Source organism: Micromonospora sp. NPDC023644 (genome assembly GCF_040640115.1).
Classification (GTDB): Bacteria; Actinomycetota; Actinomycetes; order Mycobacteriales; family Micromonosporaceae; genus Micromonospora.
Window position 1 is genome coordinate 1 of record NZ_JBFABA010000071.1, and the last position, 23774, is coordinate 23774.

Consider the following 23774-nt stretch of genomic DNA (forward strand, 5'->3'; position numbering starts at 1 on the left):
CCGGGCGACATCGCGGCCCCGGGCGACATCGCGGCCCCGGGCGACATCGCGGCCCCGGGCGGGGCGCGACCGGGCGGTCAGCGCGACGGCGGGACCGTGGCCCAGCCGGGCGGCAGGGCCGGGACCGGCCAGGCCGGGTTTGGCCGCCAGGCCGACCACGCCTCGTCCCACCAGCGCTCCCCCGCGTCGAGCAGGGCGGCGATCCGGTCGCCCTCGGCCCGGATCGCGTCGGCCATCCCCGGGTAGCGCCCCTCCGCGAGGCGCTGGGCGAACATCTCCACGTCCTTCCAGACGTAGCGGTCCTCGGCCGCGCCCCACCAGAGGTCCAGCTCGTGGTCGAGGGTGTCCACCCCGATCGGGGTACGCCGCACCGGGTCCTGCAGGTTGAAGTACCACCCGGCGAAGGCGCGCTCCGGGCCGGTCCAGAAGACGTCCACGGAGTGCGCCTCGCCCGGGCGGTGCAGCATCAGCTTGCCGTGCCCGCTCCACGCCCGGTGCCCGGCGACCTGCCACGGGTGCCGGCCGCACGGGAAGCTCCCGGCCTCGGGAAAACCGAACTCGGCGCCCGGCGGCAGGTAGAGCACGAGCAGGTCGGGCGAGTCCTCGACGCAGATCGTCGGGCAGCCGAACCACACCTCGCCGCGCAGGACCTCGCGCCGGACCACGACGTCGCCCGGCGCGAACCGGCGGCCCCCGCCCGCCCGACCACCGCTTCGCCCCGCACGGCCCGAGGGATCCACACCCCGCAGCCTAGCGAGCGCCGGGCGGCATGCGCGCGCACGGCGAGCCCGCGCCGAGGTCGGTCGCATGTCCGACAGGGGTGCGCGGCGTCCCTACGATGTGGACCGATGCGATGGAGACCCTGGGTCGGGACGACGAACAGGTCGGTGCGGGCCTGGTGCGGCGTGCTCGTCACCGCCGCCCTGCTGCTCGTCGCCGCCTGGTGGAACGTGTGGGAGGTTCGCCGCACGTGGGACTACGTCGGCGCCGCCCTCGTCACCCCCACCCCGGGCAGCGTGCGGATCGTGAGCTGCGACGCGGGCTCCGAGAGCAAGGGCAACCGGACCTGTTACGGCCCCTTCACCAGCGACGACGGCACGGTGCGGATCGACTCGATCAGCCTGCGCGTCCCGGTCGAGGCGGGACCGGGCTCGACCGGGCCGGCCGTGGTCAGCGGAACCGGGGCCGGCGGGGCGTGGTCCACCGACTGGGGATTCGCTGTCGGGCGGCTCGGCGTCCATGTCGTCGCCGGGACCGCCGGCCTCTTCGCGTGGGCGTTCTTCACCTATGCGCGGACCAGCGGCGGCCCGGGGCGCCGGACGGTTCGCGGTGTGCGGACGGCACGGCTCCCGCACAACCGGCATCGAGACCGGCGCCGCCGGAAGAGGGCTCGGCGACGGTAGCCGGGCCCCTGCGCCGGCAGAAGGATCGGCGACGGTCGCCGGGTCCCCGCCGCCGTACCTGGCGACGGGGAGCCGGGCACGAGCCCGTCGGGATCAGCCGACGGCCTCCATCACCTCGTCGCTGACGTCGAAGTTCGCGTAGACGTTCTGCACGTCGTCGCAGTCCTCCAGGACGTCGATCAGCTTGAAGATCTTGCGCGCGCCCTCCTCGTCGAGGGGGACGTTGACGCTCGGGATCAGCGACGACTCGGCCGACTCGTACTCGATGCCGGCGTCCTGGAGCGCGGTGCGGACCGCGATCAGGTCGGTCGGCTCGGAGACCACCTCGAACGCCTCGCCCAGGTCGTTGACCTCCTCGGCGCCGGCGTCGAGGACCGCCATCATCACGTCGTCCTCGGTGGTCCCGGCCTTGGGGACGATCACCACGCCCTTGCGGGAGAACATGTACGACACCGAGCCCGCGTCGGCGAGCGAGCCGCCGTTACGGGTCAGCGCGGTGCGCACCTCGGTCGCCGCGCGGTTGCGGTTGTCCGTGAGGCACTCGATCAGCATCGCCACGCCGTTGGGGCCGTAGCCCTCGTACATGATGGTCTGCCAGTCGGCGCCGCCGGCCTCCAGGCCCGAGCCGCGCTTGACGGCGCGGTCGATGTTGTCGTTGGGGACCGAGTTCTTCTTCGCCTTCTGGATGGCGTCGTAGAGCGTCGGGTTGCCGGCCGGGTCACCGCCGCCGGTCCGCGCGGCGACCTCGACGTTCTTGATCAGCTTGGCGAACATCTTGCCGCGCTTGGCGTCGATGACCGCCTTCTTGTGCTTGGTCGTCGCCCACTTTGAGTGGCCGGACATCTGCTACCTCCGTTGCTACCCGCCGTCTGCATCGACCGACCGCGCACGCCCTGCCCCCGCCGGCGCACGCGGTGGTGCCGGTCAGCCCTGCGGGAAAGCCGTGACGGGCAGCTGGCCCCGCCGAATCTCGGCAATCCTACCGACGTCCGGCGGGTGGCTGTCACGCGCGGCACGGCGCGGGCCCGTCCCGTGCGGTGCGACGGGGGCGGCCCGGGCCCGCGCCCCGGCGCCGGGTGCACGGCGCGGGCGGGGCCCCCTCCAAGGAGGAGACCCCGCCCGACGTGCCACGGGACCGCTCAGCGGGCCGCGCGGACCAGCTCCACGAAGTACGCGTGCACCCGCGCGTCGCCGGTCAGCTCCGGGTGGAACGAGGTGGCCAGCAGGTTGCCCTGCCGCACCGCCACGATCCGGCCGGCGGCCGGGCCCTCGGTCACGGTGCCGAGCACCTCGACGCCGTCGCCGACCCGCTCGACCCACGGCGCCCGGATGAACACCGCGTGGAACGGCCCGCCCTCGACGCCGGTGATCCCCACCGACGCCTCGAACGAGTCGACCTGCCGGCCGAAGGCGTTGCGCCGCACGGTCATCTCGATGCCGGCGAAGCCGCGCTGGTCGGGACGGCCGTCGAGGACGTCGGAGGCCAGCATGATCATGCCGGCGCAGGAGCCGTAGACCGGCATGCCGTCGGCGATGCGCTTGTCGATCGGCTCGCGCAGCTCGAAGATGTCGGCGAGCTTGCTGATCGTGGTGGACTCGCCGCCGGGGATCACCAGCCCGTCCACCGCGTCCAGTTCCTGCGCACGGCGTACGGGGCGGGCGTCCGCACCGGCCGCGGCGAGCGCGGCGACGTGCTCGCGGACGTCGCCCTGGAGGGCGAGCACGCCGATGACGGGTGCGTCGCTCATGTCACCGTTCCTCTCGTCGACCTGCCGCGGTGGCCCCTCCGCCACCCCCGGGGCGCGGAAGGGCCCCTCCTCACCAGCCGCGCTCGGCCAGGCGGTGCGGCTGCGGGATGTCGTCGACGTTGATGCCGACCATCGCCTCGCCCAGGCCCCGCGAGACCTTCGCCAGCACGTCCGGGTCGTCGTGGAAGGTGGTGGCCTTCACGATCGCGGCGGCTCGCTGCGCCGGGTTGCCGGACTTGAAGATGCCGGAGCCGACGAAGACGCCCTCGGCGCCGAGCTGCATCATCATCGCGGCGTCGGCCGGGGTGGCGATCCCACCGGCGGTGAACAGCACCACCGGCAGCTTGCCGCTCTCGGCGACCTCCTTGACCAGCTCGTACGGCGCCTGGAGCTCCTTGGCGGCCACGTACAGCTCGTCGGTCGGCAGCGAGCCCAGCCGGCGGATCTCCTGGCGGATCCTGCGCATGTGGGTGGTGGCGTTGGAGACGTCACCGGTGCCGGCCTCGCCCTTGGAGCGGATCATGGCCGCGCCCTCGGTGATCCGGCGCAGGGCCTCGCCGAGGTTGGTCGCCCCGCAGACGAAGGGCACGGTGAAGGCCCACTTGTCGATGTGGTTGGCGTAGTCGGCCGGGGTCAGCACCTCGGACTCGTCGACGTAGTCGACGCCGAGCGACTGGAGGATCTGGGCCTCCACGAAGTGGCCGATCCGGGCCTTGGCCATGACCGGGATGGAGACGGCGTCGATGATGCCGTCGATCATGTCGGGGTCGCTCATCCGGGACACCCCGCCCTGGGCACGGATGTCGGCGGGCACCCGCTCGAGCGCCATCACCGCGACGGCGCCGGCGTCCTCGGCGATCTTGGCCTGCTCGGCGTTGACCACGTCCATGATCACGCCGCCCTTGAGCATCTCGGCCATGCCGCGCTTGACGCGGGCGGTGCCGGTGACGGGGCTGGCGCTAGCGTTCTGGGCAGTGGTTTCGGGCACGGGTCATCGCTCCTCGAACGTGCTCGGGGGGTGGCTGCGGAAATGCTACGACGGTCCCAACGCCGATCCGACAGCCAATCAGGCCCACGGTGGCCTGCACTGTGGCAGTCGTCACCGGCCGTCGTCGGTTCCTCCCCGCCCGTCCCGTCCCGACCGCGACGCCCCGTCCGGATGCCCGGCGGCGCGCGCGCCCGGATCCGGTACGAGCCGGAGGCGATCAGGACCGCTCGCCCCCCGTTCAGCCGGTGGGGACGTCGGCCGGGACGGTGAGCGTGGGGTCGTCGATGTCGAAGTAGCGCGGCCACGGGCGGCGGCGCCCCATCCGCAACAGGCGCACCAGCGGGCGCCCCCGCGCCGCCCGGGCGTCGCGGACCAGGTCGGTGTGCACCTGGCGGGCCAGGGCGAGCCGCCGGCTCGCGGCGATCACCGCCTCGCAGTCCGGGTCGGTCGGGTCCAACTCCACCGCCCGCAGCTGGCGGGTGAGGTCGTTCTCGGCGGCCTCCCGCTCGTCGGGCTCGGCGTCCAGCGCGATCCGCGCCGCCGCGTACAGCTCGACGCCGTAGCGGCGCTCGGCCAGGACGGCGGCGGCCGCCGCCCGGCGCAGCAGGTGGGCCTCCAGGGCGCGGGCCGCCAGCTCCGCCCGCGCGTGCAACCGGCCCACCCGGCCGGCGGTCCAGACCAGGTACACCGCGACCAGCCCGAGGACCAGGGTCGCGGCCACCACCCACCAGAAGCCCGGCATCGTCAGTCCAGCCCCACCCATTCGGTGTCCATGACCCGCCCGTCGGTGGCCTCGATCGCCGCGGCGTACACCTCCAGCACCCGCCGGGCGACCACGGGCCAGTCGAAGGTGGCCACCACCTGGTCACCGCAGGCGGTCAGCGCGGCCCGGGCATCGGCGTCGTCGAGCAGGTCCGTCAGGGCGGTACGCAGCGCGGCCGGGTCCCCGGTCGGGAACAGCCGGCCGGCCCGTCCCCCGTCGAGCACGCGGCGGAACGCGTCGAGGTCGCTGGCGACGACGGTCGTGCCCGCCGCGAGCGCCTCGGTGAGGATCATGCCGAAGGACTCCCCGCCGGTGTTCGGCGCCACGTAGAGGTGCACGCTGCGCAACATCCGCGCCTTGTCCTCCTCGGAGACCAGCCCGAGGAAGGTGACCCGGTCCCGCAGGTCGGCCGGAAACCGCCCGAACAGGTCGTCCGCGTCGCCGGGGCCGGCCACCAGCAGCCGCAGGCCGGGACGCTGCCGGGCCAGCTCCACGAAGGCGTCCCGCAGGATCGGGAACCCCTTGCGGGCCTCGGTGAACCGGCCGAGGAACCCGATCGCGCCGTCCCGGCCCGGCGGGCACTCCCCCGGCCAGCCCGGCAGGGGCAGCGCGTGGCTGAACTTCGCGACGGCCACCCCGTTCGGGATCTCCACCGCGCCGCCGTCCATGTGCTCGACCTGCACCTTGCGCGCCAGCGCGCTCACCGCGATCCGGGCGGTGATCCGCTCCAGCACGATCTGGAGCACGCCCTGCGCGGCGGCCAGCGCCCGCGACCGCGTCATCGCGGTGTGGAAGGTGGCCACCACCGGGCCCCGGGCGGAGAGCACGGCCAGCAGCGACAGGCTCAGGGTCAGCGGCTCGTGCACGTGCAGCACGTCGAACTCACCCCGGATGATCCAGCGTCGCACCCGCGCGGTGGAGACCGGGCCGAAGGCGATCCGGGCCACCGAGCCGTTGTACGGCAGCGGCACCGCCCGGCCCGCCGGCACCACGTACGGCGGCAGCGGGGAGTCCTCGTCGGCCGGGGCGAGCACGCTCACCTCGTGGCCGAGCCCGATCAGCGCCTCGGCGAGGTCCATGACGTGGTTCTGCACCCCACCGGGCACGTCGAAGGAGTACGGGCACACGATGCCGATGCGCACGTGCAAACGCCTCCCTCACGCCTGTCCGGCGGCCGGGGAGGGCAGGGTCGCGCCGCCACCCGTGCCGTGCTGGTCCAGCCACATCCGCTGCAACATGTGCCAGTCTTCCGGATGCCGGGCGATGCCCGCCGCCAGACCGTCGGCGATCCGCTGGGTCAGCGACCGGACCCGCTGGTCGAGCGGGCCCTCCTCCGGGCCGGGCAGCGGCAGGGGGCCCTCGATCGACGCGCACGCCGCGTCCGCTTCGTACCACATCGAGGCGACGTAGAGGGGCGCTCCCGTACGCAGCGCGAGCAGGGCCGGGCCGGGGGGCATCCGGGTGCGGTGGCCGAAGAACTCGACCTCCACGCCCCGCGCGGAGAGGTCACGGTCGGCCAGCAGCGGCACCACCGTGCCGGCCCGGACCCGGTCGACCAGCACGTCGAAGGCGTTCCGCTCGCCGCCGTGGGTGGGCAGGATCTCCATGCCCAGGCTGCGGCGGAAGGCGAGGAACCGCTGGTAGACGCCCTCGGGTCGGAGCCGCTCCGCGACGGTGGTGATCGGCCAGCCGGTCGCCGCGACCCAGGCGCCGGCGGCGTCCCAGTTGCCGGCGTGCGGCAGCGCCACCACCGCACCCCGGCCGGCCGCCACGTCGGCGGCGAGCTTCTCCTCGCCGTCGAGCCGGAAGCCGGCCAGGATCTCCGTCCGGCTGAGCGCGGGCAGCCGGAACGCCTCCAGCCAGTAGCGGGCGTACGAGCGCAGGCCGCGGCGGACCAACTCGTCGAGCTCGGCCTCCGGCAGGTCGGGGCCGACCACCCGGCGCAGGTTCGCGCGCAGTCGGGCCGTACCCCCGCCGCCGCGGCGGTGGGCGCGGTCGGCGCCCGCCCGGAACGCCGCGGCCGTGACGGACCGGGGCAGCGCGCGGATCACGCGCCAGCCGGCGACGTAGCCGAGCTCGGTGAGGTTCACCGGCGCCGGCCCCCCGGCCGCGGCCGACCCGCGAGTGTCGCGCTCACCCCTGTCCGCCCGGGTTGGTGTGCACCCGCTGGGCCTGGCGGTACACGTGCGCCATCCGCTGGCCGACGGTGAAGATCGACACGGCGGCGAGCAGCCAGAGCGCGACCTCCAGCGCACGCCCGACGCCGAGGCCGGTGAGCAGCCCGCCGACGCCGACGATGAGCAGCCGCTCGGTGCGCTCGGCGATGCCCACGTTGCAGGTCATGCCGAGCCCTTCGGCGCGAGCCTTGACGTAGGAGACCAGCCCGCCGGCGGCCAGGCAGAGCAGCGCGGCGGCCACGCCCGAGTACTGGTGCTGGGTGGCCAGCCAGTACGCCACCGCGCCGAAGACGGCGCTGTCGGCGATCCGGTCCATGCTCGAGTCGAGGAACGCCCCGAACTTCGTGGCGCCCCCGCTCATCCGGGCCATCGTCCCGTCGAGCAGGTCGGTGAGCGCGAAGAAGGTCACTATCAGGGCCCCGGCGACCAGATGACCGCGGGCACCGAAGCCGAGCGCGCCGACGAGCACCCCGAGGGTGCCCGCCACGGTGACCGCGTTGGGAGTTACGCCCGCTCGGAGCAGGCGGCGTGCGACCGGCTCGACGACACGGGTCATCCCCGCGCGGGCCGACACTTGGAAGATCTTCGCCATGGCGGTCCCACGATAACGGTCCGCGTAGCAGCAGCGGTACGGCCGGTCAGGCGACCCGCGGGGGCGGAGCCTTGTGCCGACCCCGGATCGGGTGTGAGATCGAGCCAGGGACGTGAGCCAGCTCACCCACCCGCCCGTTGATTACCCGCAACCCGGCACAGCACCGGAGGATGTCGCCGCGGAACCCGACCGGGCCGCTTCCCCGTCGCGCGCGGCGGTCGCCACCAACCACGGCTGAGGGAGGTGCGCCCCATGGCGCAGAAGAGTCAGGACAAGGGGGCCGCCGGCGGCGCGCCGGTGGTGACGGAGCCCGGCAGGATCCGCAACGTGGTGCTCGTCGGGCACTCCGGAGCGGGCAAGACGACGCTGGTCGAGGCGCTGCTCGCGGCGAGCGGCACGATCGGCCGGGCCGGCACCGTCGCCGACGGCACCACCGTCTGCGACCACGACCCGGCAGCCGTACGCCAGCAGCGCTCGGTGAGCCTGGCCTGCGCGCCGCTGCTGCACGACGGGATCAAGGTCAACCTGCTCGACACCCCCGGCTACGCCGACTTCGTCGGCGAGCTGCGGGCGGGGCTGCGGGCCGCCGACGCGGCGCTGTTCGTGGTCTCCGCCGTCGACGGGATGGACGCCGCCACCGCCGCCCTCTGGGAGGAGTGCGCGGCGGTCGACATGCCCCGGGCGGTCGCCGTGGCGCGGCTGGACCACCCGCGCGCCGACTTCGACGAGGCCGTGGCGCTGTGCCAGCGGGTCTTCGGCGACAACGTGCTCCCGCTCTACCTGCCGATGCTCGGCGACGACGGGGTCTCCACCGTCGGCCTGCTCGGCCTGGTCACCCGCCGGGTCTTCGACTACACCGCCGGCCTGCCGGCCCAGGTGCGCGAGCCGGACCCGGAGCACCTGCCCGCCATCGTCGAGTCCCGCGACGAGCTGATCGAGGGGATCATCGCCGAGAGCGAGGACGAGTCCCTGATGGACCGCTACCTCGCCGGCGAGGAGATCGGCACGGACGTGCTGATCGAGGACCTGGAGAAGGCGGTCGCGCGGGGCCACTTCTACCCGGTGGTGCCGGTCTGCGCCGAGACCGGGGTCGGGCTGGACGCGCTGCTGGAGGTGCTCACCGCCGGCTTCCCCTCGCCGCTGGAGCACGAGCTGCCCGCGATCGCCGGGGTGGACGGCTCCCCACGACCGCCGCTGACCTGCGACCCGGACGGGCCGCTGGTGGCCGAGGTGGTCAAGACGACCGTGGACCGGCACGTCGGCCGGGTCTCCCTGGTCCGCGTCTTCTCCGGCACGCTGCGCCCCGAGCAGACCGTGCACGTATCCGGGCACGGGCTGGCCGAGCGGGGGCACCCCGACCACGACGCCGACGAGCGGGTGGGCCACGTCTACACGCCGCTGGGCGCGAGCCTGCGCGAGGTGGGCGCCTGCGTGGCGGGCGACATCTGCGCGCTCACCAAGTCGGGCAGCGCGGAGACCGGCGACACCATCTCCGCCAAGGACGACCCGCTGCTGATCGCCCCCTGGGAGATGCCCGAGCCGCTGCTGCCGGTGGCCGTCGTGGCCCGCAGCCGCGCCGACGAGGACGCCCTCGCGCGCAACCTGGCCCGCCTGGTCGCCGGCGACCCCACCATGCGGCTGGAACGCAACCCGGAGACCCACCAGCTGGTGCTCTGGTGCATGGGCGAGGCGCACGCCGACGTGGTGCTGGAGCGGCTGCGCGCCGGCGGGGTGGAGCTGGAGACCGAGCCGGTCCGCGTGGCGCTGCGCGAGACGCTGACCGTCCCGGCAAAGGGGCACGGCCGGCACGTCAAGCAGTCCGGCGGCCACGGCCAGTACGCCGTCTGCGACATCGAGGTCGAGCCGCTGCCGCCCGGCGCCGGCTTCGAGTTCGTCGACCGGGTGGTCGGCGGGGCGGTGCCGCACACCTACGTCCCCTCCGTCGAGAAGGGCGTACGCGCCCAGATGGAGCGCGGCCTGGTCGCCGGCCACCCGGTGGTGGACCTGCGGGTGACCCTCGTCGACGGCAAGGCGCACAGCGTCGACTCCTCCGACGCGGCCTTCCAGACCGCCGGGGCGCTCGCCCTGCGGGACGCCGCCGAGAAGGGCGAGCCGGCGCTGCTGGAGCCGGTCGACGAGGTGGTGGTCCGGGTGCCCGACTCCTCGGTGGGCGCGGTGATGGGCGACCTGTCCGGCCGGCGGGGCCGGGTGCTCGGCACCGAGGCCGACCCCGAGGCCGAGGGACGCACCGTGGTCCGCGCCGAGGTGCCCGCCACGGAGCTGCTCCGCTACGCGGTCGAGCTGCGCTCCATGACGTCGGGCACCGGCACGTTCCGCCGCCACTTCGTCCGCTACGACCCGATGCCCACCCACCTGGCCGACCAGCTCCGCAAGGACGCCCCCACCCACCCCTGACCCCTGACCCCTCCCCCGCCCGCCGCCCGCCGCCCGGTGGATCATGCGGTTGTGGTGCCCCGCAAGACGTGTCAATCCGGGCACTCCGGCCACCACAACCGCATGATCGACGCGGGACAGGGCGGGACAGGGCGACGCGAGACAGGACAGGGCGGGGCGGGGTAGGGGTCAGGGGCGGGCGGTGGGGAGCATCGGGCTCGGCCAGTAGGGGCGGTCGGCCTCGCGGAGGGCGGCCGAGCGCAGCGCGGCCAACTGGCGCTCCACCTCGGCGAACTGGTCGGCCGACAGCGGGCCCCGGTGCAGGGCGCCGGCGTTCTCCGTCACCTGGGCCACGGTGCGGCAGCCGGGGATCGGGACCGTACGGTCGCTGCGCGCCCAGAGCCACCCGAGCGCGCCCTGGGCGAGGGTACGTCCGTCGGCGGTCAACGCGGCCCGTACGGCGGCGACGCGGCGCAGCCACTCCGGCGCCGGCCGGCCGCCCCGGAACCACTCCAACCAACCCGGGGCGACCCCGCGTACGTCGTCGCGGGACAGCGTGGAGCCGGCCGTGTACTTGCCGGAGAGCAGCCCCATCCCCAGCGGTCCCCGGTTGACGCTGGCCAGGTCGTACTTGTCGCAGACGGCGAGCAGCTCGGGGGCGTCCCGGAGCACCGACAACGTGTGCTGCACCGCGGTGGCGTGCCGGGCGCCCCGGCCGAACGCGGCGGCGCGGTCGGGGCGGTCGGTGCTCCAGCCGTACGCCCGGATCAGCCCTTCGGCGACCAGGTCCTCCAGGGTGCCCACGAGCGCCTCGGCCCGCGGCAGCGGCAGGTCCGCGAGGTGCAGCTGGTAGAGGTCGATCCGGTCGGTGCCCAGCCGGCGCAGCGACTGCGTGACGGCCCGCCGCAGGTACGCCGGGGAGGGGTCCTCGCCGGTGGCCTGGCGGGTGGCCTCGTCGAAGGTGTAGCCCCACTTGGTGGCGATCACGGCCTCGTCGCGCCGGCCGGCGAGGGCCCGGCCGAGCACCCGCTCCCCGTGCCCGGCCCCGTAGGTGTCGGCGGTGTCGAAGAGCGTCACCCCGAGGTCGAGCGCGTGCCGGATCGCGCGGACCGACTCGTCGTCGTCGACGGCGCCCCAGCCCAGCGGCTGGGTGCCCTCGGCCCAGGGCCCGCCGATCGCCCAGCACCCCATGCCGAGGGCGCTGACCTCGATGCCGCTGCGGCCCAACGTCCGCGTCGTCACTGCCATCGCCAGATCGTGCCACCTCACGCCCCGGCCCGGGGCGGGAAGTTCACCGCAGACCGACCTGCCCCGGCTCGTTGACGCCGCCGACCCCCACGGACGCCGGGAACGGCGCGGCACGGCGGAGCCGGAGGCCGGGCCCGGACGCCGGGGAAGGGCGCGGCACGGACCGGCCGCAGGCCGGCGCCGGACGCCGGGGAAGGGCCGCGGCGGGCGGGTCGGTCAGGTCGGCCAGGCCCGGGTGAACAGGTCGCGGGTGTCGGTGAGCAGCTGCGGCACGACCTTCGTCCGCCCGATCACGGGCATGAAGTTGGCGTCCCCACCCCAGCGGGGCACCACGTGCTGGTGCAGGTGCGCGGCGATGCCCGCGCCGGCCACGCCGCCCTGGTTCATGCCCAGGTTGAACCCGTGCGCGTTGCTCACCTTGCGCACCACCCGCATGGCGGTCTGGGTGAACGCCGCCAGCTCGGTGGTCTCGGCCAGGTCCAGCTCCGTGTAGTCGGCGACGTGCCGGTAGGGGCAGACCAGCAGGTGCCCGGGGTTGTAGGGATAGAGGTTGAGCACCGCGAAGACGTGCTCGCCCCGGGCCACCACCAGGCTCTCCTCCGGCGCCAGCCCCGGCGCCCGGCAGAACGGGCAGCCGGCGGGCCGCTCGTAGCCGCCCTCGGGCCGGTCCTCGCCGGAGATGTAGGTCATCCGGTGCGGAGTCCAGAGCCGCTCCAGGCCGTCGGCCATGCCGCTGTCCATGTGCCGTTCCACCCCTGTCACGCCACCGATCCTACGTTCCCGGCGGGTGCCGCTCCCGACGCCGTACGCCCGCTCGCACCCGACCCCGGACGACCCCTGCCGGCCTTTAAACATCCAGGGGGACGGATAGGGGGTGAAAGTTCTTGACCAAACGATGAACGTGAATGAAGAATCCATCCACAGACATCACCCCCTGTCGATGGGAGTCACCGTGAGAACCGCATTCCGCCGGCTCGGCCGGGCCTTCGCCGCCTGCACTCTCGCCGCGGTCACCACCCTCGTCGGGGTGGTGGCGACGAGCAGCGCGGCCCAGGCCGACGGCTGCTACACCTGGGGACGCAGCCTGTCGCAGGGGGCCGTCGGCGAGGACGTCCGGCAGCTGCAGATCCGGCTCTCCGGCTACCCGGGCTACAACGCGGTGCTCGGCCTCGACGGGTCGTTCGGCCCGGCCACCCGGTCCGCCGTGATCCGCTTCCAGCAGGCGTACGGCCTGAGCGCCGACGGCATCGCCGGCCCGCAGACCTTCAACACGCTCTACGCGTTGCAGGACGACGACTGCACCCCGGTCAACTTCAGCTACGCCGAGCTGAACAAGTGCAACAGCACCTGGTCCGGCGGCGCGGTCTCCGCGAGCACCGCCCGGTTCAACGCGCTGGTGTCGATGTGGAAGCTCCAGGCCATGCGGAAGGCCCTCGGCAGCGTGTCGATCAACATCAGCAGCGGCTTCCGCAGCTACTCCTGCAACAGCGCGGTCGGCGGCGCCTCCAACAGCCGGCACCTCTACGGCGACGGCGTCGACCTGGTCGGGTCGCCCTCGTTCTGCCGGCTCGCCCAGCAGGCCCGCTACCACGGCTTCGGCAACATCCTCGGCCCCGGCTACCCGGGTCACAACGACCACACCCACGTCGGGCTGGTCGGCGGCTGGTCCGCGCCGAGCTGCGGGATCTGACACCTGACGAACCCGTCGACGAAGGCCCCCCGCGATGCGGGGGGCCTTCGGTGCGTGGCGGGTCAGGCGGCGGACGGACCGACGTTGGTGCGGGAGCCGACCACGTCGAGCACGTGGGCCACGGCGTCGGCGACCGGCACCCCGTTGCGCTGCGAGCCGTCCCGGTAGCGGAACGAGACGGTGCCGGCGGCCACGTCGTCGTCGCCGGCGATCACCATGAACGGGATCTTCTGCTGCTGGGCCGTGCGGATCTTCTTCTGCATCCGGTCGTCGCCCGCGTCGACCTGGGCGCGGACGCCCTCGGCGCGCAGCGCGGCGACGAAGCCGTGCAGGTAGTCGGTGTGGTCCTCGCGGATCGGGATGCCGACCACCTGCACGGGCGCCAGCCAGGCCGGGAACGCGCCCGCGTAGTGCTCGGTGAGCACCCCGAAGAAGCGCTCGATCGAGCCGAAGAGCGCCCGGTGGATCATCACCGGCCGCTGCCGGGTGCCGTCGGCGGCCTGGAACTCCAGCCCGAAGCGCTCCGGCAGGTTGAAGTCGACCTGGATGGTGGACATCTGCCAGGTCCGGCCGATGGCGTCCTTGGCCTGCACCGAGATCTTCGGGCCGTAGAAGGCCGCGCCACCGGGGTCGGGCACCAGGTCCAGCCCGGACTCCTCGGCGGCGGAGCGCAGGGCCTCGGTGGCCCGCTCCCAGTTCTCGTCGGTGCCGACCGACTTCTCCGGGTTGCGGGTGGACAGCTCCAGGTAGAAGTCGTCCAGGCCGTAGTCGCGCAGCAGGTCCAGCACGAACGACAGCAGCGACTTGAGCTCGCCCGCCATCTGCTCCTGCGTGCAGTAGATGTGCGCGTCGTCCTGGGTCATGCCGCGCACCCGGGTCAGGCCGTGCACCACGCCGGACTTCTCGAACCGGTAGACCGAGCCGAACTCGAACAGCCGCAGCGGCAGCTCCCGGTAGGACCGCCCACGGGACCGGAAGATCAGGTTGTGGAACGGGCAGTTCATCGGCTTGAGGTAGTAGTTCGCGCCCTCCATCTCCATGGGCGGGTACATGCCGTCGGCGTACCACTGCAGGTGCCCGGAGGTCTCGAAGAGCTGCGCCTTGGTGATGTGCGGGGTGTTGACGAACTCGTACCCCGCCTCCTCGTGCCGGCGGCGCGAGTAGTTCTCCAGCTCACGGCGGATGATGCCGCCCTTGGGGTGGAAGACCGCCAGGCCGGAGCCGATCTCGTCGGGGAAGCTGAACAGGTCCAGGTCCGCGCCGAGCTTGCGGTGGTCGCGCCGCGCGGCCTCCTCCAGCAGCTTCAGGTACGCCTTCAGCTCGTCCCGGGTCGGCCAGGCGGTGCCGTACACCCGCTGGAGCTGCGGGTTCTTCTCCGACCCGCGCCAGTACGCGGCGGCCGAGCGCATCAGCTTGAACGCGCCGATGAGCCGGGTGTTCGGCAGGTGCGGGCCCCGGCACAGGTCCGACCAGCAGACCTTGTCCTCGTTGGCGGCGAGGTTGTCGTAGATGGTCAGCTCGCCGCCGCCGACCTCCATCACCTCGGAGGTGTCGAGCCCTTCGCCCTTGACGTCGATGAGCTCCAGCTTGAACGGCTCGGCGGCCAGCTCGGCCTTCGCCTCGTCCAGGCTGCCGAAGCGGCGGCGGCGGAACCGCTGGCCGGACTTGACGATCTCCTGCATCCGCTTCTCGAGCTTGCCGAGGTCGTCCGGCTGGAACGGCTTGTCGACGGCGAAGTCGTAGTAGAAGCCGTTCTCGATGGGCGGGCCGATGCCGAGCTTGGCCTCCGGGAAGACGTCCTGCACCGCCTGGGCGAGCACGTGCGCGCAGGAGTGCCGCAGCACGTTGAGCCCGTCCGGCGAGTCGAGGCTGACTGGCTCGACCTCGGTGTCGGCCTGCGGGGCCCAGTCCAGGTCGCGCAGCTGGCCCTGCGGGTCGCGGACCACAACGATCGCCTTCGGGCCGGACGCGGGCAGACCGGCCGCGGCCACCGCGTCGGCCGCCGTGGTCCCGGCGGCGACGACGACGGGGTCGGCCACGGCGGGGGTACGGGGTGCGGACACGGTGACTCCTCCAGCAGACGGCACGGATGACGCCGAACGTTCGGCTCCTGCGATGCTATCGGTCGCTCCCGCCGGCACGGTCGCCGACGCCACCGCCCCCGGGTCCGTGGGACGGGCGCCGCCCCGGTGCACGGGGTCAGCCGGCCCAGTCCGGCAGGGGCTCGCGGGCGGCCAGCCACCCGGTCGGCACCCCGCCCGGGGTGCCGACCCCGGTGTGCGCGGCCACCACCGCCCCGACGATCGCGGCCGTGGTGTCGACGTCCCCGCCGGCCTCGACGCAGGCGCGCACCGCCGCCGGGTAGTCGTCCAGGTGCACGGCGGCCACCCAGCAGGTGAAGGCGACGGTGTCCTGGGCGGTGACCCGGGAGCCGTTGCCGAGCACGTCGGCGGCCTCGGGGACCGACCGGTCGAGCAGGCCGGCCGCCCGGCGAACGCCCCGGTGCACCTCGGTGGCCGGGTCCAGCGCGGCGGTGACGCCGGCCAGCAGCCGGTCGGGGGCGGGCCGGTGGCCGTCCAACCGGGCTCGGGCGGCCAGCGACGCGGCCACCGCCACCGCCACCGCGCCGGCGATGCCCTCCGGGTGGGCGTGGGTCACCTCGGCGGACGCCCGGGCCTGCGCCGCCGCCCGCGCGGTGGAGTCGGCGTACCACGCGCCCAGCGGGCCGACCCGCATCGCCGCCCCGTTGCCGCAGGAGCCCTGGCCGTCGAAGGCCGAGGCGGCCGCCACCGGCCACGGCGTGCCGGTGCGGATCAGCCGCAGGATGGTCACGGCCCCCGGCCCGTACCCCCGATAGGGCTCGCAGCGCTCCGCGAAGGCCGCGGCGAGGGTGTCCCGGTCGATCCGGCCGGTGTCGGCGAGGGCGGCCACCACCGAGCAGGCCATCTCGGTGTCGTCGGTCCACTGCCACGGCGCCGGAGGCAGCTTCCCGGCGGCCAGGTCGGCCGGGTGCCGGCCGGGAACGAAGAACTGCGAGCCGAGCGCGTCGCCCACCGACAGGCCGGCGAGCGAGTCCCGGGCCAACGCGAGGCGGGTGTCGGGAAAGAGCGTGAAGGACATCGTTGTACCAGCTTGCCCTGTTCACGCGTGCGCCGCAACGCGGTCGACTTGCCACCGCGGGTACCGTCTTGCTGTGGCCACCGTGCTCCTGGTCGAAGACGATCACGTCGTACGCGGCGCGATGCTGCGATCCCTCGCCGACCGGGGGCACGCCGTGCACGCCGTCGGCACGGCGCTGGACGCGCTGCGCCGGGTGGCGGCCGAGACCCCCGACCTCGTGGTGCTCGACCTCGGGCTGCCCGACCTCGACGGCTCGGACGCGCTGCGGATGCTGCGCGGCATCACCGACGTCCCGATCATCATCGCCACCGCCCGCGACGACGAGCAGTCCGTGGTGCGGCTGCTGCGCGCCGGGGCCGACGACTACATGGTCAAGCCGTTCACCGGGGCGCACCTCGACGCGCGGATCACCACCGTGCTGCGCCGGGCCGGGCGGGCCAGCCGGACGGTGCAGCCGGCGGTGCACAGCGTCGGCGGGCTGCGGGTCGACGTCGGCGAGCGCAGCGCCCACCTCGACGGCGAGCCGCTGGCGCTGACCCGCAAGGAATTCGACCTGCTGGCCTATCTCGCCGCACGACCGGGCCGGGTAGTGTCCCGCCGGGAACTTCTGGAGGAGGTATGGCGGCAGCCATCGGTCGGCGAGGACCAGACCATCGACGTTCACCTGTACTGGCTGCGCCGCAAAATGGGCGAGTCCGCGGCGAAGCCGCGCTACCTGCGCACCGTGCGGGGGGTCGGCTTCCGGCTGGTGGCGCCGGACTGAGGCCGTCGCTGGCCCTGCTCACGGCCGGCATGTGCGCCCTGGTCGCGCTCGCGTTCCTCGTCCCGCTCGCCGTCAATCTCGGTGACCGCACGCGCGAGGAGGCGATCGCGGACGCCGCCCGGCGCAGCGCGCTGGTGACCGGCGCCCTCGCCGTCAGCACCGACCCCGCCGTGGTGCAGCGCGCCGTGGCGGCCAGCGGCGACGACCCGGCCACCCGGCCGGTCGTGCACGGGCTGCGGGCGGACGAGTCGGCGGCCCGGGCCGACGCCGGGAGCCTGGAGCGGGCGCGGGCCGAGCGGCGTTCCGTCATCGTCGACGTCGAGGGCGGGGTGCTCCGGCTGGACCCGGTGGTGCTCGGCGACACCACGGCCGTGGTCGAGGTCTTCGTGCCCGAGTCGGCGCTGGGCGGCGGCAGCCGGTGGCTGCTGCTGCTCGGGGTGGCCGCCGCCCTGGTGGGCGCCGCGGTGCTGGTGGTCGACCGGGTCGCCGCCCGCGCGGTCGACTCCGCCCGGGGCCTGGTCCGCGCGGCGCTCGCGATCGGCGACGGCGACCAGGGCGTACGCGTCGACCCGAGCGGCCCCCGGGAGCTGGCCGAGGCCGGGTACGCCTTCAACCGGATGGCCGACCGGCTGGACGCGGCCCGCACCGACGAGCGGGAGCTGGTCGCCGACCTGTCGCACCGGCTGCGTACCCCGTTGACCGTGCTGCGGCTGGACGCGGAGGCGTTGGAGTCCGACGACACCAGCGTGGGCTCGTTCAGCGAGGCGGAGCTGGACCGGCGGCGCGGCATCCGGCGGATCCGGCAGGCGATCGTCACCCTCGAGGGCGAGATCGACGTCCTGATCAAGACCACCCGCAAGGCGGTCGCGCACGAGGCCGGGCCGGCGATGTGCGACGTCAGCGAGGTGGTCCGGGACCGGATGGTGTTCTGGGCCGCCCTGGCCGGCGACCAGAACCGCCCGCACCGGGTCAGCGGCGCCCAGCTGCGCATCCCCGCGCCGGTGCCCCGGGCCGAGCTGGCGGCCGCGCTGGACGCGGTGATCGGCAACGTCTTCCGGTACACCCCGCAGGGCACGGCGTTCGAGGTGGCGGTGTCCCGCCGCGACGGCTACGTGGCCATCCGGATCGACGACGCCGGCCCGGGGATCGCCAACCCGGACCGGGCGCTGCGCCGCGGCGCCAGCGACCAGGGCTCGACCGGCCTGGGGCTGGACATCGCCAAGCGGGTCGCGTTGCAGGCGAACGGCTCGGTGAGCATCGACCGGGCCCGGCTGGGCGGGGCGAGCGTGGTGATGCTGCTCGCCGACCCGGAGGCGACGCCCCGGCAGGTCAGCCGGTTCGGCCTGGTCGGCCGGCTGGCCCGCGAGCAGAAGACCGGCAGCCGGCGCTGGCCCCGGCAGCGACCCACCGACGGCTGACCGCGGCCGGGCCGCGTGCCCCGGCCCGGCCGCCGGTTGTGGGGCGGCACAAGTCTTCCTTAGATCGGGGTTAACCCCGGTGCCGGAGCGCGCCGACGCTGACAGGATCAATCCGAACCCATCAGTTCCACCGGCCGATGCCTCGGGGCACCCCACGGGTCGGTGGAACCAGGCGCGCGGCGGGAGACATCGGTCCCCCCACACCTGCTCCCGCCGCGCGCCGCCCCCCCTCGTCCGCTCAGCGGGTGGCGGCGGCCAGGTGGGCGTCGATCTCGGCGGTGATCCGCTGCTTGGCCACCGGCTCCAGGAACGACGCGGTCACCGCGTCGCGGGCCAGCGCGGCCAGCCCCTCCGGACCCGCGTCGAGCAGCCGGGCCGCGACGGCGTACTCGTCGTTGAGGGTGGTGCCGAACATCGGCGGGTCGTCGGAGTTGATGGTGACCAGCAGGCCGGCGTCGACCAGCTGCCGCAGCGGGTGCTCCTCGATGCTGGCGACCGCCCGGGTGCGCACGTTGGAGGTCGGGCAGACCTCCATGCCGATGCGGTGCTCGGCGAGGTGGGCCAGCAGCTCCGGGTCCCGCGCGGCGGAGATGCCGTGCCCGATCCGCTCGGCGCCGAGGTCGCGCAGCGCGTCCCAGACGGTCTCGGGGCCGGTGGTCTCGCCGGCGTGCGGCACCGAGCGCAGCCCGGCCGCCCGGGCCCGGTCGAAGTACGGCTTGAACTGCGGCCGGGGCACCCCGATCTCGGGGCCGCCCAGGCCGAAGCTGATCAGCCCGTCCGGGCGTTGCTCCAGCGCGATGCGCAGCGTCTCCTCGGCCGCCGCCAGGCCGGCCTCGCCGGGGATGTCGAAGCACCAGCGCAACTCGATGCCGAAGTCCGCCTCGGCCCGCTTGCGGGCGTCCTCGATCGCCTCGCAAAAGGCCGGCGCCGGGATCCCCCGGTGCACGTGCGAGTAGGGCGTCACGGTCAGCTCGGCGTAACGCACCTGCTGGCGGGCCAGCTCGCGGGCGACCTCGTGGGTGAGCAGCCAGACGTCGTCGGGGTCGCGGATCAGGTCCACGACGCTCAGGTAGACCTCGATGAAGTGCGCGAAGTCGCGGAAGGCGAAGTAGTCGGCGAGGGCGGCCGGGTCGGCGGGCACGGGGCTGCGGCCCTCGTGGCGGGCGGCCAACTCGGCGACGATCCGGGGCGAGGCGGAGCCGACGTGGTGCACGTGCAGCTCCACCTTGGGCAGTCCGGCGATGAAGGTTTGCAGGTCGGTCACAGGTTCTCCTCTGCGCGGGCGCCGGTGCGGGCGACGAAGAAGACGCGGCGGAACGGGAAGTGCACCTGAGCGTGCCGCACCGGGTACGCCTCGGCGAGGCGTACCCCCAGCTCGGCCCGGAAGTCGGACCAGCGGGCGGCGTCCAGGGCCGCGCGGACCGGCCGGAGCGCGGTCCCCTCCAGCCAGCTCAGCACGGGGTGGTCCGCGTCGGCGTGGGCCGGCAGCAGGTGCACGTAGGTAGTCTCCCAGGCGTCCACCACGCAGCCGGCACCGGTCAACAGGTCGGCGTAGCCGACGGCGGTGTCGTCGGCCGGGGGCCGGCGCAGCAGCCCGGCGACGTCGGCGCGCCAGGCCGGCCGGCCGGCGACCTCGCGCAGCGCCCGGTGCGAGGGCGCGTCGAAGTTGCCCGGCACCTGCACGGCCAGCCAGGCCCCGGCGGGCAGTTCCCGGGCCCAGCGGGTGAGCAGCTCCCGATGGCCGGGCACCCACTGGAGCACGGCGTTGCTGACCACGACGTCCACGTCGGGTTCCGGGCGCCAGTGCCGGACGTCGCCAACGGCGAAGGAGACGCCGGGGGCGGTGGCGGTGGCCTGCGCGACCATCTCCGGCGAGGAGTCGAGGCCGGCGACCCGGCTGTTTGGCCAGCGCTCGGCGAGGGTGGCGGTCAGGTTGCCCGGGCCGCAGCCGAGGTCGACCACCGCGCGCGGCCGCGCGGCCGGGACCCGGGCGAGCAGGTCGTAGAAGGGCCGGGAGCGCTCGTCGCCGTAGCGCAGGTACGTCGTCGGATCCCACATCGTCGCCTCCCAAACCGTACGTCCGTCTTGTTTCACGGTACGGCCCGTCGCGCGCCCGGACAAGCCGATCACTAGGCTCAGTCCCATGGAGCAGCGCACCTTCCCCCGGCTGGGTCGGCGCGTCGGGGTGATCGGGCTGGGCGCCTGGCAGCTCGGCGCGGACTGGGGCACGGTCAGCGAGGCCGACGCCACCGCCGTGCTGACCGCCGCCGTCGAGTCGGGGGTCACCTTCCTCGACACGGCGGACGTCTACGGCGACGGGCGCAGCGAGCAGCTCATCGGGCGGTTCCTGCGGAGCCGGCCCGACGCCGGGCTGACCGTGGCCACCAAGATGGGGCGCCGGGTCGCGCAGGCGCCCGGGGCGTACACCCTGGCGCACTTCCGCGAGTGGACCGACCGGTCCCGGCGCAACCTCGGCACGGACACCCTCGACCTGGTGCAGCTGCACTGCCCGCCGACCGCCGTCTTCGCCGACGACGCCGTCTTCGGCGCGCTGGACACCCTGGTCGCCGAGGAGCGCGTCGCCGGCTACGGGGTGAGCGTGGAGACCTGCGACCAGGCGCTCACCGCCATCGCCCGGCCGGGGGTGGCCAGCGTCCAGATCATCCTCAACGCGCTGCGGCACAAGCCCCTCGAGAAGGTGCTCCCGGCCGCTGCCGCCGCCGGGGTCGGCATCATCGCCCGGGTCCCGCTGGCCAGCGGGCTGCTCTCCGGCCGGTACGACGAGCACACCACCTTCGCCGCCGACGACCACCGCACCTACAACCGGCACGGCGAGGCGTTCGACGTCGGCGAGACCTTCTCCGGCGTCGACTTCGCGCTGGGCCTGGCCGCCGTGCGTCGGCTGGCACCGCTGGCCGGCGACGGGCGCACGATGGCCCAGTTCGCGCTGCGCTGGGTCGTCGACCAGCCCGGCGTCACCGTGGTCATCCCGGGCGCCCGGGACGCCGCCCAGGCCCGGGGCAACGCCGCCGTGGCCGACCAGGCGCCACTGTCCGAACGGGACCTGGCGGCGGTGGCGGAGGTCTACGACGAGCTGGTCCGCCCGCGGGTGCACGACCGGTGGTGAGTCGGGTGGCCGGAACGGGGACCGACGGAGGGGGATCGCGATGAAGGGCTGGCTGCCGCTCACCCTCGGCCTGCTCGCCGTGGTCGGCGGTGCGGTGTGGACGGTGCAGGGCCTCGGCTACGTCGAGGGCAGCGTGATGACCGACCAACGGATCTGGGCCGTTCTCGGGCCCCTCGTGGTCCTGGCCGGAGTGGTCGCGCTCTGGTTCGGGCTGCGCGCCCGCCGGCGCCGCTGAGCGGCACCGGGGACCCGGGCGTCACCGCCGCCTGCGGCCCTCGGCCTCGCCGCCGCGTCCGGGCCTCGGCCTCGCCGCCGCGTCCGGGCATCGCCGCCGGCCGGGGCTCGCGGGCCGCGAGCGTCGCCCGGCGCCGGACACGCGGAAAGCCCCGCATCCCGGCGGGAATACGGGGCTTCGCTGTGATCCGGGCGCCGGATCACCCTGTGGCCGGAGGCTGCCGACCGGCACTGCTCAGATGGGGCGGACCTGCTCGGCCTGCGGACCCTTCTGACCCTGGGCGATCTCGAACTCCACCCGCTGGTTCTCCTCCAGCGTGCGGTAGCCGCTGGTCTGGATGGCCGAGAAGTGGACGAACACGTCAGCACCCCCGCCGTCGACGGTGATGAAGCCGAAGCCCTTGTCTGCGTTGAACCACTTCACGGTTCCCTGCGCCATGTGTATCTCCTTCTAAAACTGGCGGCCGAGCACGCCGTGCGGCCGATTGGCCGTTTTCGAGCAGCGGTGCCTGAGGCGGCCCCCACGAAGGAGACTTCACTCAACCCACGCCATCTCTCAACAGCGTGGAACAGCAAACCACGTAGCGAAAACTCTGCACAGCCTACCGGACGAATTTCTCCGACATGTGACCTGACGGATGCCGAAGATCCGCTGGGTGGGCCCTTGCGCCCGCGCGAAATACCCCCGCGCCGTGGTCACGGCGCGGGGGCATTTCGTCGTCGTCCGGTCAGTCCGGCCAGCTCCCGGTGAAGCGGCGTACGCCCACCGCGCCACCCCGGTCGACGGCGGCCCGGACGACCGCGAAGATGGCGCCCTGCAACGCCGCCGCCGCCAGGACCTCGCCCCAGCCGCGGTCCTCGTCGGTGGCGCTGGGCGCCTCGCCGTCGCCCGCCGTCATCTTCCACACCTGCCGGAAGATCGCGCCCGCGACCGTACCGGCGGCGATGCCCATCAGCACGCCGACCGGCTTGTACGCGGCCTTCCCGATACCCCTGCTCACCGCTGCCTCCCCCGGACGATCACCAACACGATCACGGCGGCCACCGCGCCGGCCGCGAGGGCGACGAACGGCGTCGGGTTACGCCGTACGACCGCGCCCTTCTCCTGCGCCTGGCCCCGCGCGAGCTGCGCGGTCTGCGCCGCCTGCCCGCGCACCCGGGCCACGGTCTGCGCCGCCTGGTCCCGCACCCGCTCCTTCGCCTGGTCGGCGGAGGACCTCAGCCGCGCCTTGACGTCGGCCTTGGCCGCCAACGCCTCCATCGTCTCGCCCAGCTCGACCCGGGTGCGCCGGATCTCCTCCCGCAGCGCGTCGGTGTCGCCGCTGCCCCGGCCGTTGCCCGTCGTCATGCCCGTCCCCTGTCCTTCACGGCGGCGGCGACCGTGTCCACGTCCGCGCGGACGCTACGGACCGCGGCCTCCGGCACCGGTGGGACCGCCTGGCTGACCTGCTTCTTGCCCACCAGGGCGAGGATGCCGGCCAGCGCGAAGAGCACCACGGCGACGATCAGGGCCGCCGCCCAGGCCGGGAGCACCAGGTCGAGCAGCAGGATCGCGGTGGCGACCAGGGCACCAAGGCCGTAGAGCGCCAGCGCCCCGCCACCGCCGAAGAGGCCGATGCCGATGCCGGCGTGCTTGCCCTTCTGGGTCAGCTCCGCCCGGGCCAGGGCCAGCTCGTCGCGGACCAGGCGGGAGACCTGCTCCGTGGCCCGCTGCACCAGCTCGGCGGTGGACGGCTCGCTCCCGGTACGGGATGTGCGGGCGTTCGCCACGTCAGCCATGCTGTCCTCCTTTCATCATCACCGCGCTGTATGCCCGGAGTCGCCGCCCGCCAATCCTTCGCCCGGCGGCCGGGGGTCCCGGACCGCCGGGTTCCCGAGCCGCCGCCCGGCGCGGAAGAAGGTGCAGAAGCGTCGCGCAGCAGGTCCCCACGAAACGCCCGGTCAAACTTCCCGAGCCAGCGCACTCCGCCCTGACAGCCCACGAGGCACAACCCCACCCACACCTCCAACCGCCCCCGCCCCTCACAGGTCACGCCATGCCCCGCGTCGAATGCCCGCCCCGGACCGCGTCGAATGCCCGCCCGGACCGCGTCGATCATGCAGTTGTGG

At 74.2% G+C, this 23774-nt stretch carries 25 protein-coding genes; 7 read left to right on the plus strand and 18 right to left on the minus strand.

Annotated elements, in window-relative coordinates:
• Positions 1-77: 77 nt before the first annotated feature.
• Positions 78-665, minus strand: coding sequence for a DUF402 domain-containing protein (locus tag AB0G08_RS27910; protein WP_358093216.1), 588 nt, complete (start codon positions 663-665; stop codon positions 78-80).
• Between the two features lie 183 nt (positions 666-848).
• On the opposite strand from AB0G08_RS27910, the gene AB0G08_RS27915 reads away from it, so the two are divergent.
• A complete protein-coding gene (locus AB0G08_RS27915) occupies positions 849-1403 on the plus strand; it encodes a hypothetical protein (protein WP_358093218.1) in 555 nt (184 codons plus the stop codon).
• A 93-nt stretch (positions 1404-1496) separates the two neighbouring features.
• Here the strand turns inward: AB0G08_RS27915 and AB0G08_RS27920 are convergent, their stop codons facing one another.
• The 7 genes from AB0G08_RS27920 to pgsA all read right to left on the minus strand — a co-directional run bounded on the left by AB0G08_RS27920 (position 1497) and on the right by pgsA (position 7671).
• Positions 1497-2246 carry a YebC/PmpR family DNA-binding transcriptional regulator gene (locus AB0G08_RS27920; protein WP_357876942.1) on the minus strand — a complete coding sequence of 250 codons (750 nt, stop codon included), beginning with the start codon at positions 2244-2246 and terminating at the stop codon, positions 1497-1499.
• Between the two features lie 296 nt (positions 2247-2542).
• On the minus strand, positions 2543-3151 hold the full coding sequence (gene pdxT / locus AB0G08_RS27925; protein ID WP_357876945.1) for a pyridoxal 5'-phosphate synthase glutaminase subunit PdxT: 609 nt from the start codon (positions 3149-3151) through the stop codon (positions 2543-2545).
• Between the two features lie 70 nt (positions 3152-3221).
• Positions 3222-4139, minus strand: coding sequence for a pyridoxal 5'-phosphate synthase lyase subunit PdxS (gene pdxS, locus AB0G08_RS27930; RefSeq protein ID WP_358093221.1), 918 nt, complete (start codon positions 4137-4139; stop codon positions 3222-3224).
• A gap of 238 nt (positions 4140-4377) precedes the next feature.
• Complete coding sequence (locus AB0G08_RS27935) at positions 4378-4881, minus strand: hypothetical protein (RefSeq protein ID WP_358093266.1); 504 nt, start codon at positions 4879-4881, stop codon at positions 4378-4380.
• A 2-nt stretch (positions 4882-4883) separates the two neighbouring features.
• On the minus strand, positions 4884-6044 hold the full coding sequence (locus AB0G08_RS27940; protein ID WP_358093224.1) for a glycosyltransferase family 4 protein: 1161 nt from the start codon (positions 6042-6044) through the stop codon (positions 4884-4886).
• A gap of 15 nt (positions 6045-6059) precedes the next feature.
• Entirely contained in the window at positions 6060-6992 is a 933-nt protein-coding gene (locus AB0G08_RS27945; RefSeq protein WP_358093226.1) for a phosphatidylinositol mannoside acyltransferase, read from the minus strand.
• A 43-nt stretch (positions 6993-7035) separates the two neighbouring features.
• Positions 7036-7671, minus strand: a complete 636-nt coding sequence (gene pgsA / locus AB0G08_RS27950) for a phosphatidylinositol phosphate synthase (protein ID WP_358093229.1) — start codon at positions 7669-7671, stop codon at positions 7036-7038.
• Between the two features lie 252 nt (positions 7672-7923).
• Here pgsA and AB0G08_RS27955 point away from each other — a divergent pair, with 252 nt between their 5' ends.
• Complete coding sequence (locus tag AB0G08_RS27955) at positions 7924-10086, plus strand: elongation factor G-like protein EF-G2 (protein ID WP_358093232.1); 2163 nt, start codon at positions 7924-7926, stop codon at positions 10084-10086.
• A 168-nt stretch (positions 10087-10254) separates the two neighbouring features.
• Here the strand turns inward: AB0G08_RS27955 and AB0G08_RS27960 are convergent, their stop codons facing one another.
• Positions 10255-11313: an aldo/keto reductase gene (locus AB0G08_RS27960; RefSeq protein ID WP_358093235.1), complete on the minus strand. Its 1059-nt coding sequence runs from the start codon at positions 11311-11313 to the stop codon at positions 10255-10257.
• A gap of 216 nt (positions 11314-11529) precedes the next feature.
• The gene (locus tag AB0G08_RS27965; protein ID WP_358093268.1) at positions 11530-12042 is read right to left on the minus strand and encodes an HIT domain-containing protein; all 513 of its coding nucleotides are present in this window, start codon (positions 12040-12042) and stop codon (positions 11530-11532) included.
• Between the two features lie 223 nt (positions 12043-12265).
• Between AB0G08_RS27965 and AB0G08_RS27970 the strand changes: the two genes are divergently transcribed.
• The gene (locus AB0G08_RS27970) at positions 12266-13003 is read left to right on the plus strand and encodes a D-Ala-D-Ala carboxypeptidase family metallohydrolase (protein ID WP_358093238.1); all 738 of its coding nucleotides are present in this window, start codon (positions 12266-12268) and stop codon (positions 13001-13003) included.
• Between the two features lie 62 nt (positions 13004-13065).
• On the opposite strand, the gene thrS is transcribed toward AB0G08_RS27970, so the two are convergent.
• Together thrS and AB0G08_RS27980 are read right to left on the minus strand one after the other, a co-directional pair.
• A complete protein-coding gene (thrS, locus tag AB0G08_RS27975; RefSeq protein ID WP_121395405.1) occupies positions 13066-15066 on the minus strand; it encodes a threonine--tRNA ligase in 2001 nt (666 codons plus the stop codon).
• A 136-nt stretch (positions 15067-15202) separates the two neighbouring features.
• Positions 15203-16123, minus strand: a complete 921-nt coding sequence (locus AB0G08_RS27980) for an ADP-ribosylglycohydrolase family protein (RefSeq protein ID WP_358093242.1) — start codon at positions 16121-16123, stop codon at positions 15203-15205.
• A gap of 73 nt (positions 16124-16196) precedes the next feature.
• On the opposite strand from AB0G08_RS27980, the gene AB0G08_RS27985 reads away from it, so the two are divergent.
• Positions 16197-16886 (plus strand): response regulator transcription factor, encoded by a 690-nt coding sequence (locus AB0G08_RS27985; RefSeq protein WP_089001050.1) that lies wholly within the window; start codon positions 16197-16199, stop codon positions 16884-16886.
• A gap of 29 nt (positions 16887-16915) precedes the next feature.
• Positions 16916-18304, plus strand: coding sequence for a HAMP domain-containing sensor histidine kinase (locus AB0G08_RS27990; protein ID WP_358093245.1), 1389 nt, complete (start codon positions 16916-16918; stop codon positions 18302-18304).
• 238 nt (positions 18305-18542) lie between these two features.
• On the opposite strand, the gene AB0G08_RS27995 is transcribed toward AB0G08_RS27990, so the two are convergent.
• Positions 18543-19568 carry an adenosine deaminase gene (locus AB0G08_RS27995; RefSeq protein ID WP_358093248.1) on the minus strand — a complete coding sequence of 342 codons (1026 nt, stop codon included), beginning with the start codon at positions 19566-19568 and terminating at the stop codon, positions 18543-18545.
• Positions 19565-20362, minus strand: coding sequence for a trans-aconitate 2-methyltransferase (locus tag AB0G08_RS28000; protein WP_358093251.1), 798 nt, complete (start codon positions 20360-20362; stop codon positions 19565-19567). Before AB0G08_RS28000 ends, AB0G08_RS27995 begins: the two co-directional genes overlap by 4 nt.
• An 85-nt stretch (positions 20363-20447) precedes the next feature.
• Between AB0G08_RS28000 and AB0G08_RS28005 the strand changes: the two genes are divergently transcribed.
• Both AB0G08_RS28005 and AB0G08_RS28010 read left to right on the plus strand, forming a co-directional pair.
• Positions 20448-21431: an aldo/keto reductase gene (locus tag AB0G08_RS28005; RefSeq protein ID WP_358093254.1), complete on the plus strand. Its 984-nt coding sequence runs from the start codon at positions 20448-20450 to the stop codon at positions 21429-21431.
• Between the two features lie 40 nt (positions 21432-21471).
• Positions 21472-21666 carry a hypothetical protein gene (locus AB0G08_RS28010; protein WP_358093257.1) on the plus strand — a complete coding sequence of 65 codons (195 nt, stop codon included), beginning with the start codon at positions 21472-21474 and terminating at the stop codon, positions 21664-21666.
• Between the two features lie 234 nt (positions 21667-21900).
• On the opposite strand, the gene AB0G08_RS28015 is transcribed toward AB0G08_RS28010, so the two are convergent.
• From AB0G08_RS28015 to AB0G08_RS28030, 4 genes are all read right to left on the minus strand, one after another.
• Positions 21901-22104: a cold-shock protein gene (locus AB0G08_RS28015; RefSeq protein ID WP_007075740.1), complete on the minus strand. Its 204-nt coding sequence runs from the start codon at positions 22102-22104 to the stop codon at positions 21901-21903.
• Positions 22105-22393: 289 nt separating this feature from the next.
• Positions 22394-22666, minus strand: coding sequence for a DUF4235 domain-containing protein (locus AB0G08_RS28020; RefSeq protein ID WP_089001055.1), 273 nt, complete (start codon positions 22664-22666; stop codon positions 22394-22396).
• On the minus strand, positions 22663-23013 hold the full coding sequence (locus AB0G08_RS28025) for a DUF3618 domain-containing protein (protein ID WP_358093260.1): 351 nt from the start codon (positions 23011-23013) through the stop codon (positions 22663-22665). Before AB0G08_RS28025 ends, AB0G08_RS28020 begins: the two co-directional genes overlap by 4 nt.
• Positions 23010-23444: a phage holin family protein gene (locus AB0G08_RS28030; protein WP_358093263.1), complete on the minus strand. Its 435-nt coding sequence runs from the start codon at positions 23442-23444 to the stop codon at positions 23010-23012. The genes AB0G08_RS28025 and AB0G08_RS28030 overlap by 4 nt, the downstream gene beginning before the upstream one ends.
• Positions 23445-23774 lie beyond the last annotated feature (330 nt).

Coding starts and splice junctions, on each gene's coding strand:
- AB0G08_RS27915 (WP_358093218.1), top strand. CDS start 849: ATGCGATGGAGACCCTGGGTCGGGACGACGAACAGGTCGGTGCGGGCC.
- AB0G08_RS27920 (WP_357876942.1), bottom strand. CDS start 2,246: ATGTCCGGCCACTCAAAGTGGGCGACGACCAAGCACAAGAAGGCGGTC.
- pdxT (WP_357876945.1), bottom strand. CDS start 3,151: ATGAGCGACGCACCCGTCATCGGCGTGCTCGCCCTCCAGGGCGACGTC.
- AB0G08_RS27935 (WP_358093266.1), bottom strand. CDS start 4,881: ATGCCGGGCTTCTGGTGGGTGGTGGCCGCGACCCTGGTCCTCGGGCTG.
- pgsA (WP_358093229.1), bottom strand. CDS start 7,671: ATGGCGAAGATCTTCCAAGTGTCGGCCCGCGCGGGGATGACCCGTGTC.
- AB0G08_RS27955 (WP_358093232.1), top strand. CDS start 7,924: ATGGCGCAGAAGAGTCAGGACAAGGGGGCCGCCGGCGGCGCGCCGGTG.
- AB0G08_RS27960 (WP_358093235.1), bottom strand. CDS start 11,313: ATGGCAGTGACGACGCGGACGTTGGGCCGCAGCGGCATCGAGGTCAGC.
- AB0G08_RS27965 (WP_358093268.1), bottom strand. CDS start 12,042: ATGGCCGACGGCCTGGAGCGGCTCTGGACTCCGCACCGGATGACCTAC.
- AB0G08_RS27980 (WP_358093242.1), bottom strand. CDS start 16,123: ATGTCCTTCACGCTCTTTCCCGACACCCGCCTCGCGTTGGCCCGGGAC.
- AB0G08_RS27990 (WP_358093245.1), top strand. CDS start 16,916: ATGTGCGCCCTGGTCGCGCTCGCGTTCCTCGTCCCGCTCGCCGTCAAT.
- AB0G08_RS28000 (WP_358093251.1), bottom strand. CDS start 20,362: ATGTGGGATCCGACGACGTACCTGCGCTACGGCGACGAGCGCTCCCGG.
- AB0G08_RS28005 (WP_358093254.1), top strand. CDS start 20,448: ATGGAGCAGCGCACCTTCCCCCGGCTGGGTCGGCGCGTCGGGGTGATC.
- AB0G08_RS28010 (WP_358093257.1), top strand. CDS start 21,472: ATGAAGGGCTGGCTGCCGCTCACCCTCGGCCTGCTCGCCGTGGTCGGC.
- AB0G08_RS28015 (WP_007075740.1), bottom strand. CDS start 22,104: ATGGCGCAGGGAACCGTGAAGTGGTTCAACGCAGACAAGGGCTTCGGC.
- AB0G08_RS28025 (WP_358093260.1), bottom strand. CDS start 23,013: ATGACGACGGGCAACGGCCGGGGCAGCGGCGACACCGACGCGCTGCGG.
- AB0G08_RS28030 (WP_358093263.1), bottom strand. CDS start 23,444: ATGGCTGACGTGGCGAACGCCCGCACATCCCGTACCGGGAGCGAGCCG.